At 43.7% G+C, this 12,626-nt stretch carries 13 protein-coding genes; 2 read left to right on the top strand and 11 right to left on the bottom strand.

What is annotated here, in order from left to right; genetic code table 11:
- Positions 1-134: 134 nt before the first annotated feature.
- From AK95_RS01435 to AK95_RS01420, 4 genes are all read right to left on the bottom strand, one after another.
- Positions 135-1,310 (bottom strand): MFS transporter, encoded by a 1,176-nt coding sequence (locus tag AK95_RS01435; protein WP_071218112.1) that lies wholly within the window; start codon positions 1,308-1,310, stop codon positions 135-137.
- Positions 1,311-1,438: 128 nt separating this feature from the next.
- Entirely contained in the window at positions 1,439-2,506 is a 1,068-nt protein-coding gene (locus AK95_RS01430) for an Atu2307/SP_0267 family LLM class monooxygenase (protein ID WP_071218111.1), read from the bottom strand.
- A gap of 151 nt (positions 2,507-2,657) precedes the next feature.
- Positions 2,658-2,939, bottom strand: a complete 282-nt coding sequence (locus tag AK95_RS01425; RefSeq protein ID WP_071218110.1) for an ArsR/SmtB family transcription factor — start codon at positions 2,937-2,939, stop codon at positions 2,658-2,660.
- Between the two features lie 117 nt (positions 2,940-3,056).
- Positions 3,057-3,662, bottom strand: coding sequence for a TetR/AcrR family transcriptional regulator (locus AK95_RS01420; RefSeq protein WP_071218109.1), 606 nt, complete (start codon positions 3,660-3,662; stop codon positions 3,057-3,059).
- Between the two features lie 194 nt (positions 3,663-3,856).
- Here AK95_RS01420 and AK95_RS01415 point away from each other — a divergent pair, with 194 nt between their 5' ends.
- Together AK95_RS01415 and AK95_RS01410 are read left to right on the top strand one after the other, a co-directional pair.
- A complete protein-coding gene (locus AK95_RS01415; RefSeq protein ID WP_071218108.1) occupies positions 3,857-4,636 on the top strand; it encodes a nuclear transport factor 2 family protein in 780 nt (259 codons plus the stop codon).
- A 257-nt stretch (positions 4,637-4,893) separates the two neighbouring features.
- The gene (locus AK95_RS01410) at positions 4,894-6,075 is read left to right on the top strand and encodes a YhgE/Pip domain-containing protein (protein ID WP_071218107.1); all 1,182 of its coding nucleotides are present in this window, start codon (positions 4,894-4,896) and stop codon (positions 6,073-6,075) included.
- A gap of 332 nt (positions 6,076-6,407) precedes the next feature.
- On the opposite strand, the gene AK95_RS01405 is transcribed toward AK95_RS01410, so the two are convergent.
- The 7 genes from AK95_RS01405 to AK95_RS01380 all read right to left on the bottom strand — a co-directional run bounded on the left by AK95_RS01405 (position 6,408) and on the right by AK95_RS01380 (position 12,602).
- A complete protein-coding gene (locus tag AK95_RS01405) occupies positions 6,408-6,788 on the bottom strand; it encodes a hypothetical protein (RefSeq protein ID WP_071218106.1) in 381 nt (126 codons plus the stop codon).
- Positions 6,772-6,933, bottom strand: a complete 162-nt coding sequence (locus AK95_RS34000; RefSeq protein WP_162487509.1) for a hypothetical protein — start codon at positions 6,931-6,933, stop codon at positions 6,772-6,774. The genes AK95_RS01405 and AK95_RS34000 overlap by 17 nt, the downstream gene beginning before the upstream one ends.
- A gap of 182 nt (positions 6,934-7,115) precedes the next feature.
- Positions 7,116-7,460, bottom strand: coding sequence for a DUF3969 family protein (locus tag AK95_RS01400; RefSeq protein ID WP_071218105.1), 345 nt, complete (start codon positions 7,458-7,460; stop codon positions 7,116-7,118).
- 634 nt (positions 7,461-8,094) lie between these two features.
- Entirely contained in the window at positions 8,095-8,616 is a 522-nt protein-coding gene (locus tag AK95_RS01395; RefSeq protein ID WP_071218104.1) for a hypothetical protein, read from the bottom strand.
- A gap of 1 nt (position 8,617) precedes the next feature.
- The gene (locus tag AK95_RS01390; RefSeq protein WP_083397501.1) at positions 8,618-8,929 is read right to left on the bottom strand and encodes a toxin C-terminal domain-containing protein; all 312 of its coding nucleotides are present in this window, start codon (positions 8,927-8,929) and stop codon (positions 8,618-8,620) included.
- A 54-nt stretch (positions 8,930-8,983) separates the two neighbouring features.
- On the bottom strand, positions 8,984-10,561 hold the full coding sequence (locus tag AK95_RS01385) for a hypothetical protein (RefSeq protein ID WP_071218102.1): 1,578 nt from the start codon (positions 10,559-10,561) through the stop codon (positions 8,984-8,986).
- Positions 10,562-10,988: 427 nt separating this feature from the next.
- Entirely contained in the window at positions 10,989-12,602 is a 1,614-nt protein-coding gene (locus AK95_RS01380) for a discoidin domain-containing protein (protein WP_071218101.1), read from the bottom strand.
- Between the last annotated feature and the right edge of the window lie 24 nt (positions 12,603-12,626).

Raw genomic sequence — 12,626 nt, 5'->3', positions numbered from 1 at the left:
ACTTAACGCACCCGGTCCAGAAGCTATAATCAAGCAAACATGCACAGCAGGCCACCGAAGAAATCGGTGACCTGATCTGATATTATTTGTTCAACTTATATAGAAGCCTGGTTTTCAAACTTCCGCATTGCCGGTTACGCTCCATTTCGTTCCGCAACTGCAGATCGGCGACGCATGGATAATGAAATTATAGCCGGGATGAGTCCAATGGCAACGAAAGCTCCGCCAAGCAAACCAACGGATGCTAGCGAGATGCTTTCTACAACAATGCCTCCGATTACAGCCCCTACAGCCATGCCCAACTGCACAATAGAATTATTCAAACTCAGGATGATCCCCGAAGCCTGAGGGGCCATGCCGATTAAATAAACTTGTTGAACTGGCCCCGTCGACCAAGCGAAAAAGGACCATAACATTAGCAAAGGCAACACGATCATGGGCGAGTGGGAGAACGCCGTCAGTAATAATAATATTCCCGAGTGAAAGAGCAAGCCTCCAATCATCGTACGGGGGATACCCCATTTATCTGCACCGTAACCGCCAACTTGGGACCCTATGAGACTGGCCAGCCCAAACGCAAACAACCCGATGTTTACCATCCCTTCACTCATCCCCGTAATGTCCAGGAGAAACGGCGTTATATAGGTGTACAGCATCGTATAGCCTAGTATCCAGAAAAAACTGATGGAAAGCGCGACAGTGATTCGGGGGCTTTTTAATAAGGCAAGCTGTTCCCGAATAGGAACGGGAGCCTCTCCTTCCGATCTCGGAATCGCCAGCAAAAGGACCAGCATCGCGATCAAGCTCAGGGTTCCGACTCCTGTGAAGATGATTTTCCAATCATGTGAGCCCGCAATGATTCTCCCAAGCGGTACCCCTAAAATAAGTGCGAGATTAAAGCCCACTAGAACCGTGGCGATTGCGCTGCCCTGTTTTCCTGGATGAGATATTTTAGCGGCAACCGTCAGGGCGACGACCATAAATACCCCCGTGCTGATCGCCAAGATAATTCTTGCTCCAAGCAGCATGCCGTAGCCTGTAGTTGTGACCGTGATCAAGTTCCCTACGAAAAATAATCCCAAAGCCGACAGCATAAGCTTTCTTCGATCCATTTTTGCCGTGAGCGCAATTAGGATCGGGGTGCCGATGGCATAAGCAAGCGAGTAGACCGTAATCAACTGTCCGGCCGCCGCTACCGACACTCCAATATCACTTGCAAGCATATCCAAGATGCCGGCAATCACGAACTCTGAAGTTCCAACTAAAAAGCTGACAATGGCTAAAATATAAATTTTCCATGAATTTCTCATCTATTTCTCCTCTTTTCATTTCAACAGATCTAAATCTATAGAATTCATATTTAAAAAAAATGCTCAATTCGCCGACTTCACTTCTCGGCCCAATCAAGCCTCCTCGTTCCAAGCGTTCGTGGTCTGCTTTAAGCGTTATGGCCAGATGTCTGACGTGCCAGCTCCTTACGGACAATCGGCGCTACTTTGGTCCCTAGAAGCTCAATCGTCTGCAGTAAATCGCGATGCGGCAACGAACTGAAATCGTTGTACATCATGAAGCGAGTCAAGCCAAGATTCTTATGCAGCAGCACGATTTTTTCTGCGATGTATTCGGGATCACCGACGTATAGAGCGCCATGAAGGTTGCGGGCTGAATCGTACGAGTCACGTGTATAGGTAGACCAGCCTCGTTGCCGTCCAATGTGGTTCATTTGGCCAGCCATGACAGGGTAATACCGCTTAGCAGCCTCTTGTGCCGTATTCGAAATAAAGCCATGCGAATGTGTAGCAATTTGCAGCTTATTCGGATCGTGACCAGCTTTCACGGCGGCTTCTTTATAAAGCTCCACTAAGGGTGCGAATCTTTGCGGCTCCCCTCCCAGGATTGAGAAGGCAATAGGAAGTCCCAGCAAGCCGGCCCGAACAGCTGATTCCGGATTGCCGCCCGTACCGATCCAGACAGGCAAAGGCTCCTGCTGTGCACGAGGATAGACGCCCATGTTGTCAATCGCCGGGCGATGACCGCCACGCCAGGTCACTTTTTCGGAAGCGCGAATCTTCAACAGCAGTTCCAGTTTCTCTTCATACAATTCCTCGTAATGCTTCAGGTCATAGCCGAATAGCGGGAACGACTCGATGAACGAACCCCGTCCTGCCATGATTTCCGCTCGCCCGTTCGACAGACCGTCCAACGTAGCAAAGTCCTGATATACCCGCACAGGATCGTCCGAAGATAGCACCGTCACTGCGCTCGAGAGCCGGATCCGCTTCGTTGTAGCTGCAGCTGCGGCCAGAATGACAGCTGGCGACGAGCTTGTATATTCGATGCGATGATGCTCGCCGATGGCATAGACGTCAAGGCCGACCTGATCTGCCAATTGGATTTCTTCGATCGCCTGGCGCAGCCTCTGGGCATGCGAGACACCGCCATTTCCGGGATTTGCATGAAGGAAGGTGCTCATTCCAATCTCCATCGTATTCGTTTGACCGCTCATAGTTATTCTCTCCTTCTTAATATGGAATAGGGGGATTAGTAAAAAACTGTTGAATAATCATTCCAAATCGACTCGTTCGCTAAAATCCATTTAAGTATAAGCCTCAATCAATTCTATAGTTCTAAACTTATAGAATTGATTTCCGAAAAAATTACGCCAACAAAAAGGGCGCAAATTTTTCCGCTATTTCTCGATTGACGTTATAGTGAATAAACGATCCATTCTTGCGAGAATCAATCAAGCCAGAGTCCGTCAATTGCTTTAAATGATGCGATAGCGTCGAGCCTGCAACCGATTCAAGCCTTTCACCGACGGCGGTGAAGCATAAATCGCTCTCTTTCGCGAGCAGTAAAGCGATTTTCAACCGGGTTGGTTCCCCCAAAGCTTTATACACTTTAACCGCTTGCCCGATATCTTCTTGATTTTCTCCCACTGTATCCACCTCCCCGCATATCTTCTGCAGTTCTATAACTATCGAAATCAAGTTTAGCACCATGTCATTCAAATGTAAAGGGCAGATCTGAACCCTGCTCCTTCTACTTCGCTAATTTTATTCCTCGCCGGCGATGCCGGCAGCTCTTAAATGCCCGTAGGCAACGATTCTACTAAACTGAGATGAAACTTCATCTGCAGGAAGGGGTTTATCGTTTTTAATCCACCAAATTACAATCCCCATGAAAGACGAACCAAGGTATTCGATCAGCAATTCCTTGGATATCGCTAATGGGGAGTTTCCCTGAGCAGGTTTCCACCCCTCAATTAATTTATCTTTAATGATATTTTCCATTTTCGCTTGAAACTGATAGATTCTATTCTCATCTATTAACATGGAATGATAAAAGGTCAAATTTAGAGAAATATGCTCCAGTACAGTTTGCATGACTGTCTCGAGTAGAGAAATACTGAAAGGATTCATGCTGATGGGACAAAGAACGACCGCATCCTTTAGTTCGCTCAACAATTCATTCATACATGTATCTAATAAATCAGGCTTGTTTTGGTAGTGGAGATAAAATGTGTTTCGATTGATCATAGCCCGATCGGCAATATCCTGGATCGTTATGGATTCATATCCCTTTTCCTGAATAAGCTCATAAAACGCCTTTCGAATCGATTGTTTCGTGCGCAGTATTCTTAGGTCGGTTTTCTTGTTCATTGTTTTCGTTCCCCCTACATTTATTTAGGTCGTTAAGCGACAAAGTTTTATGAGTTGTCTGTTATCCATCATAACTAAAAATATTGAATATTGAGCGTTATATTAGCCTCTATTATAATGAGCAATAGATAAATAAACAACGTCATGTTCATTATTTATCTATTACCCAAAAAAATTCCAAGGAGGATATTCCAATGACATCCAATCATCAACATGAGCTTGTTCGCAAGGCAGTCGCCGTACTGGAAAGTTTTGAGAGCGGCAATCCCGAAGCGATTACGGCTTACGTTCATCCAGATCAATATATTCAGCATAACCAGGCCTTACTCGATGGTCGTGAAACCATGCTTGGTGCTCTAGATCATTTAAAGGAAATTGGTACAAAGGTAAGCATTAAGCGGGCTTTAGTTGACGGAAATTATGTGGCACTTCATTCTGTATATCATTTTCACGGCCCTAAAATCGTATTTGATATCTTCCGTTTTGAGAATGGACTAATCGTTGAGCACTGGGATAATTTGCAAGAGATGGTGGAGAAGACACCAAGCAATCATACAATGATTGACGGACCGGTTACGATTAAGGATATCGACAAGACGGATGCCAACAAGGCATTTGTCAGAAGCTATGTTGAGAACATCTTGCTCGGGAAGAACCCTGACCTGCTTGCCTCTTACTTTGATGGAGATCACTACATTCAGCATAGTCCGCATATTGCAGATGGCCTTTCAGGTCTTCACACTGCTTTGCAGGCTCTGAAGGAGAAAAATGTTGAGTTTCAATATACTCATGTCCATCAAGTTATCGGTCAAGGCGATTTTGTTCTTACAATGAGTGAAGGTCTGTTTGATGGTCAGCATACCGCTTTCTACGATTTGTTCCGCGTAGAGGATGAAAAGATCGCTGAGCATTGGGACGTAATCGAGGCCATCTTGCCGGCAGAAAAACGAAAAAATTCGAACAGTAGATTTTGAAGTTTGTGTAGCTGAATCTCAAGAAAGACATCGCCGAAATTTAAGTGCGGTGATGTCTTTCGATTCACGAATGTACTTGAGTGATCATTTTTGTAATCAAATGGAAACAGAAGCGTTGCTGCAGCAACGCTATTTTTGTTCATTGCCATGAAGTGACCGTGTGATGCAGCCATATTATATGGTGGTCCTTTCACAATGAACATCGCGGTTGATAGTCAACCATATGTTCGTTATAAAGAGACAAGGAGTAGTGGATCGTGAAAATGCTGACACAAAAAATGATGTGGCTGGGAATGGTGCTCGTCCTGATCGTGTTGACCATATTCGGGGTAGCGATGATGGGATCGGTGCTTGGATCGAAGCCAAAGGAGGTCCCGGTGGCCCTCGTTATCCTTGACCAGCCGGCGGAGCTGCCGACTGGAGGAACGTTTGCGGTAGGGGAAGTGATCCGGGAAAAGTTGCTGTCGAGCCCGGCAATGCCGTTCGTCTGGCATGTCGTGGATTCCGAGGAAAAGGCTCGGGAAGGACTGGATAAACGCGAATATTACGGAGCGATGGTGATTCCGGCGGATCTGAGCAGCGGTTTACTCTCGTTAGCAACTCACTCGCCGATTCACCCAAATGTAAAGATCATCTCCAACGAGGGTATGAACACCCAAGCTTCGATGGTCGTAGGACAGGCAATGGGACAAGCGATGAAAATGATCAACGGAGAACTGTTGCAGCAGCTGCTTGGGCAGATCGGACAGCAAACGGAGCAAATTCCGGTTGAAACGGCTAAAGCTTTAATGACACCGGTAAACGTTCAGGAGGAAGTCGTGCATCCACCGGGAGTGAATAATGCGGCGGGGAATGCGCCGGGTTTGTTGACCCAGATTATATGGATCGGCAGCATGGTGACCGGAGTCGTCTTGCTCCTGGCTGCCCAGAAGGCGGTCGCCGCGGGTTCAAGGAGATGGACAGTCAGCGCGCTGCAAGCTATCGGGGGGCTTGCGATCGTCGGCATAGCCTCGTGCTTCACTATATGGATGGCTTCGTCGTGGTACGGCATGGAACTGGCGAACGCGGGGGAGACGTGGTTGTTCTTATGGTTGGCTGGATCGGCGTTCTTCTTGTTGCAATCTTCCTTGCTGAATTGGATCGGATTCCGTGCAATGCCGCTGCTCGTACTGCTGATGTTCTTCTCCGTGCCGCTCCTGAACATGGCTCCGGAGTTCTTGTCGCAGACGACGCGAGATTGGATCTATTCGTGGACGCCACTGCGGTTCGCGGCAGGAGGGCTACGCGAAGTAATGTACTTCGGCGGACTGGACGCAGCTCACTCAAACGCCTTGATTTTGTGGGGCGTCGCCGTTGGATTTTTGGTCTTGCTGCTCTCTTCCGGATTTAGGTTCGGTCGAGCGACAGATGCCGCTCCTACTTCTGTTACAAGCGATTAAAATAAAGTAAGAACAATCAACGATGCGTTGTACTTCCTTTTTTACGCTCATGTAATAATTAATTGCGTTAAATGTGCGTTAAATGTAATCCCTTTTTATCTCTATGTTAAGAAATTGAATTTTAAACACCGTTAATCTTGATTCCAACGAGTTTTATTTTGTATATATCAGAATTAAAAAGGCGAGGCAGGCATTTCAGGGGATATTATACGGATGATGAGCGTTAGTTTCCTTGAAGTCATGCCACCCAATCCAATGGATTCGGCACTGGGTAGGGGGTAAAAGAAAGACCTTGAGGATTGCCGCCCCAAGGCCAAGTTTAACATCACTATTCAATTATAAACATTATATTTTTTAGCACTTACCCATCCATTAAGACCATATGAAGCTGAAATTACATAATAGTTATACTTTTCATTTTGTAAATGTTCAAGCAAATCTTCAATCTTTTCATAATGCATCGGCCATCCGTAATTCTTCTGTTTCTTTAACAATTCTTTATTATGTTTGAGAAATCGGCTTACTTCGTATTTGCTAATATCAAGAATAATACTTCCCTGTAGCTGTGTTTCAAACATATGCGCCAGGACATCAATGAACTCGATAGTAGTGGTAACTGAATCTCCATTACCACCTAAAGTGTGCAATGTAATTCTAGATTTTTGAAAATCAACTTCATAGGAAACAATTTCATTGTCATGAATATTTAGCATTTCCACTCAAATCCCCTATCATAAAAAGAGATGTATTATTTGCTTCTTTTTTGAGAACCACTTTATGGCTGTTGTCTCCATTTGAGTGTTCATAATCAATGTCTTCTATAGCTCGCCCGTTTTTGTCATAATATCTTCTCTGCATCAGAGTACCCTTCCCATCCTTCCACAGACACAATCAAAAGTATTGCATTGCATACAGGCATATTAAGGGAATACCATACGGGGGATGAGGGGTAGGTCTTTCACGATGTACCGCCGATTCATTCGGCACTGGTTGGTGGAAAAGGAAGACCTTGAGGATTACCGGCCCCCAAGGTCTTTGAATCATTCGTCAAATTTGTTGAGCCAATACATCGTACTTTCTGTACTAGACAAAGATTTAAGTAGATCTAATGTTTCTTTCTTTTTCAGATTAAGTGCATCTTGTAACTTTTCGGGAGCTATGTCTCGTATGTCTTCCAACATACAGCATTCTTCAAACAATTCAATTATTTCCTTGTTGGCATTATTTTGTTTTAGAAGTTGTGCTACATAAGGACGGTATAGATACGCATATGCATCTTCAAATGTTAATGCCCCTTCAAGCAAGGAATCAAGCATGCCAAGATTTAATATACATAAAAACTTTTGAATTTCGTCTGAATGCTTCAATTCAATTTGTAAATTCAATATACTACTCCTTTACTTGGGCATTTGACTTGATGAGTTGCTCCACCCATTTTTCACCTTGACATTAAACACTTGACCGGATTGGCTTTGGAAGTAGTGGATTGAGATTTTTTTACCGTTTGCGTTCACTCCATCCTTGGTAAATTTTGTTCCAAGTGCCAGATTCAATAGCTCGTTTTTCCTCAAGTAATTCTGTATTGTTAATCTTGTTTTTCACAGTTCCGTTTTTAGCCGCTAAAATCCTTGTGGGTAAAGCGGAGCAGCTTTAATTGATTTATAAACATTTTGCAATCCCTTGTTACCGGCACTGCCAGTAGGTAAGAATCACATGGCGAGCAACGCAGTATATTCTGCTTCTTTTTAAACCTGATACTCATTTAATAACTGCGCTCTTGCCCAAGACGAAATGCCTGCATTATTAGTGTAAGGGCTTGTTCCCGTTAACAAGTTGAATAAGTAATTATAACGGTTTTCTCCCATGATGGATACAAAGTCGTACCGATCCCGTATGAAATCCTTGATGAGGGTTAAGTTCTCTCGAGATGCAGCGACCGATTCATTCGGCACTGGGTGGTGAGGTAAAGAAAGACCTTGAAGGAATTGTTCCCCTAAGGTCAATAATAATGCTTTATTATTACACTTTTTCGACAAACACTCCCATTCTTTCAATATCGAGAACTATTGATTCGATGGGTTGGGCTGTATGAATTCCCATTAGATAATCGTATCCAATAAAAACTCTCATCACATTCTCACAATACACATCAGCTCCGATATCTTCCCTCAGCAACAGTCTCACCACAGGTCCAATTTCTTGAGCAGATAGTTTCGTGTTGTCAACAAGATTGTAATATGCATCTCTTATCTCGTTATTGTTATATAGCGGTTGATATTTCGTAACAACTTTTTCGAATTCTTCTTCATTCGAACCTTTTCTAATATTACTTACTGTAAGATGAGATACATTCAAATAATTCATAATTGTTCCTACGGTATTTACATAGTTATCTTCAACTGACTTGTAAAGTTCAACCGTAAGTAACTGGCCATCAAAGGTTTTTCCTATATCGCTTATCGCCGTCCAATCTTCTTTCGAATATCTGCCAGTACTTCCCCTAAAAATTGGGTTGTACTTTGAAATACGATACTTATTCATTTTAATCACCTATTCTTTTCAAGTTTCCATCATACGTGCCCATCCGTGTATCCTTCTTATTCAATGCCTCAGGTGATTTTGCCATTTTCCATACCCCCCCATTATGAGGACCACTACCATCACCACTGCCAATATCCTGACTGATATAGGTTTTAGTTTTCTTATTATAGTATATCCTTTCACCATTTTTAGCAGTGTAGTTCGTCGGTTCATAACCTAATTTCTTAGCCGCATCAGTAGATTGTTTTGTAGTCATCCGAACCCAAGCCTTAGTACTCTTGTTACCGGCACCGTTAGCAGGTAAAAATCCCATAGCAAGCAACGCAATATATTCCGCCTCTTTTGAAACCTGGTACTCATCTAATAACTATGACTGTTCTGCTCCCGTTGCATCATAGATGATGTAATCAAAGGTACGACCACCCGCCAAGGAAGCTGTGCTATCCAAATACTCGCTTTCCGTGCTGACATTGGTGAACGAGAAGCTTTCTCCCTTGGACAAGGTTACGCGCAGATAAGCAGGCTCTGTACTTGGCTCCACCGTAAAATCGTCCGTATAATCAAACACGATGGGCTGGGTACCGGCAACAGTGACGTTCGCATGGCCTTGTTTCGGTACCTGCGGACTGGAGCTTCGGTTAAAGGCGTCCGAAGATCGACTACCATCCGCTTTATACATGACGTAATCAAATATCCCGTTTACTTTACTGGCATTATTCATAATAGGATTAGACAGTGTCCCATGGTTACGGAATATATAGGACTCCCCGGGATTAAGGGTAACTTGACTGATAGCTTCATTAGGCCTTCCACCGCCTTGGAACACGGTATATATGGCACCAAAAGTCACCGGGTTATCCGACACTGCAGTTACAACTGCCTTGTTATTCGGATACACTTTGGGTTCAACGCTTGTCGCTAGTCCTCGCGAACGTTCAGTCCCATCTTCGTAATAAGTAACATAATCAAATAACCGACCAGACGAAGAGGAAGCGTCGCTGTCCAAATATTCGAGACTGCTACTAATATTCGTGAACTCGTAACTTTCCCCTCGGTATAAAGTCACCCTTTCAAATGCAGGCTCCGCACTGCCTTCCACCGCAAAATCGTCGGTATAGTCAAACACGATGGGTGTATTTCCGATGTTCGAGACAATCGCGTACCCCAATGAAGGAATGCTCGGGCTCCCTTTTTGATTAAATCCGCTTCTGTATATGGTATCGTCGGGTCTATAAATAACGTAATCAAATAAGCCGCCAACGTTACTTGCATCATTCCGAATGGGATTTGTAAGCGATCCATTATTATAAAAAACATACGTATCTCCCGGATAAACGGTTATCCGGCTAATAGCACTGCCTCCAGTGGGCCGTACATCAAACGTGCGGTACGGGACCCCGAATGTAACAGGGGTGGCCGTAACCATCGTAAGTACTGCGGTACGTCCTGCTGCAACACTAGGTTTATTTGAAGTATTCGTTCCTCTTGAGTACTCCGTTCCGTCCGGTAAATAAACAACATAATCGAAACGGTCACTGGACTTGCCGTCACTTTCCAGCGTGTCCGTCTTCGTGCTCACATTCGTAAACTGATAGCTTTGTCCTTGATTCATTATGATCCTCGTATACGCCGGTTCCGCACTATACTCCCCGTTAAACATATCGTATGGAAACCCTACGGTTACCGGGTTGGTCGTAGCCCCGGTAATAATGATTTCATTTCCTTGGCCTACCGCCGGCTTTGAGACACTGTTAAAGTCTGAATTGTCTAATGTGCCGTCGGGGGCGTATTCAGCATAATCGTAACGCTTCTCCTGGCTGCTGGAAGCATCGCTTTGCAGATTTAGGGACTGATTCCCTTCATTCGTAAAAATATAGCTTTCTCCCTGATGAAGCGTTATACGATGGAGTGGATAACAGTATAAAAAATCAATTGAACCAAGCAAGAGCAGGCTCTTTCCGTTTCAGTATCTGCCCGGCTCTTTCTCCACTAAAAGAAATTCAAACAAAATCGCGATACCGTGTATCACATGTTGAACGAACTCAATATATGCGCCATCATGAACAACAAATGCATCGCGAACCTTCTAGTCAATGTAGTCGAAAGGACCGTGAAACACACTTCATTCCCCCACACTGCCACTTCGAAATTTTTGTACTTCAAAGCAAATATGAGGATTCAGCCGAGAGCCCCCTTATCGATCATATACGGATAGATATGCCTCCTCCATATCCATTTTTATATTGCAACATGTATAAGTTTAGCTTTTAGCTTTTGGCTTATGGTCCGACCAGTGATCGCCATCCTATAAAACAAAGCCCGAACTACTCACTAATCGGAGTAACTCGGGAGAAAAAAATTTGATATTCGATTTATGATGGAATGGCTGCTGGTTCATCATTGAATACTGATAGTTCCCATAGGGAATATCCGTAGATATTAGCCCTTTTCAAACAATTTATTTTTACATACCGAGCTTTTTCCGTCAGTTGCTTCAACTCAAATATCCCCGGCTGACCATCATTCACTTTTTCAATCAACTTCCAATTCTCCAAATCTTTCGATAGCATAATTTCGTATTCCTTGGCATAGGCTCCTTCCCAATGAAGCCGAATTCGTGTAATATCCTTCGTACTGCCCAAATCAACATACGCCCACTGCTGATCGCTGTATTCACTGCTCCAACGGGTATCCGAATTGTTATCGACTATCCGCCGTCCAATCAAATCCTCATTTTCTGCGGATGAAACAAAAACCGGTTTGAAATTGGATAATATGCCATAACGGCTTAAACTCTCAGTTACCATATTCAGCTTTGCCTCTTGGCTATAATTCCCGAACCGATTTTTAGCCCGAACACCAATCGTGTATGCAGTGGACTCTTGCAGATTACCTACAATATAATCTTTGGAGATGCAGCAATCCAACAGAACGTCATTTAACCTGATTTCATATTCAATGGCTTCCCGCTCAGATTGAGAATCCTCCCAGGAGATCCATGCGCTCGAATCGGTTGTTTGCAAAATCTTCAATTTCTCGGGCATGGCTAGCGATTTCACTTCAATATTTTTTCGTTCGCCCGTTTTAATCTCATGCTGAATAAGTTGCAAGAAGCTTCTGTCAATTTGCTTGATTTGCTCGAATTTCTCAGATATTTCGTCGGCCTTTAATCTTGACGGCTTCATATTTAATTTCAAAAAATTATTTTTCATGCTTTCCGCTGCTTTTGCCGCTTGTTGCGCCGCATACACAGCTCCTTCGGAATAACCATTAGCCTCCATAAAGATAGAGGTAAGCAACCGGGATAGTGAAATCACACCGAATACATGCATCGATTGCTGGATGAACTTGTTGACCCCCTTTAGCTCCAACTCATGAATCAGGCGATCATACATAGAAAAATCATCATTACTGTTTAGGATACGCTGCTGAAACTCCCTATTGATTTCATGTTTCGTTTCTTTTGAAATATCAAATGTGGTCATCTGATAAGTAGTGACTATCCTTTTATCTTCCGGTACATCGTTGAACGCTTGCTCCAGAACTTCAGTCTCATATTCCCGTTGGAATGGATAATCCATAATGGTGAACTTGTTGTCTGAGTATTCCATCAAGGTTAAAGAATGAATTCCTTGAGGATCGGCTTGATTCACTTCCATATGCGAGATATAACGATTTCTTGTCCAAATATAAACTTCTCTACCGTCATTCATTATTTCTAGAATATCCGATTTAGCCGACAGAAAGTCTGAATACGAACGAACCTCTTCCTTAATGCCAAGCAAAGGATGATTGATATGGATATCCCAGGGGTATCCCCAACCATTTTTTCCGTTCACCATAATTTGTTCGTATACATTAGCCGATTCTTCATAAACCTGGCTAAACAATAGATACAGCGGAAATCTGCGATCCAACCCTCTTAAAATTTGCGACTTCCTGCAACTCATATAATTATAAAACAGTACATTCGAAAAAATATCCATATGACTCTTGCCCTCCTCAGTGAC

It is taken from the genome of Paenibacillus sp. LC231 (assembly GCF_001860525.1).
Classification (GTDB): Bacteria; Bacillota; Bacilli; order Paenibacillales; family Paenibacillaceae; genus Paenibacillus_AQ.
The sequence above is the reverse complement of the archived record's forward strand: the minus strand, read 5'-3'. Positions and strand labels throughout refer to the sequence as shown.

Coding starts and splice junctions, on each gene's coding strand:
- AK95_RS01435 (WP_071218112.1), bottom strand. CDS start 1,310: ATGAGAAATTCATGGAAAATTTATATTTTAGCCATTGTCAGCTTTTTA.
- AK95_RS01430 (WP_071218111.1), bottom strand. CDS start 2,506: ATGAGCGGTCAAACGAATACGATGGAGATTGGAATGAGCACCTTCCTT.
- AK95_RS01420 (WP_071218109.1), bottom strand. CDS start 3,662: ATGAACAAGAAAACCGACCTAAGAATACTGCGCACGAAACAATCGATT.
- AK95_RS01415 (WP_071218108.1), top strand. CDS start 3,857: ATGACATCCAATCATCAACATGAGCTTGTTCGCAAGGCAGTCGCCGTA.
- AK95_RS01405 (WP_071218106.1), bottom strand. CDS start 6,788: ATGCTAAATATTCATGACAATGAAATTGTTTCCTATGAAGTTGATTTT.
- AK95_RS34000 (WP_162487509.1), bottom strand. CDS start 6,933: ATGCAGAGAAGATATTATGACAAAAACGGGCGAGCTATAGAAGACATT.
- AK95_RS01395 (WP_071218104.1), bottom strand. CDS start 8,616: ATGAATAAGTATCGTATTTCAAAGTACAACCCAATTTTTAGGGGAAGT.
- AK95_RS01390 (WP_083397501.1), bottom strand. CDS start 8,929: ATGGGATTTTTACCTGCTAACGGTGCCGGTAACAAGAGTACTAAGGCT.
- AK95_RS01380 (WP_071218101.1), bottom strand. CDS start 12,602: ATGGATATTTTTTCGAATGTACTGTTTTATAATTATATGAGTTGCAGG.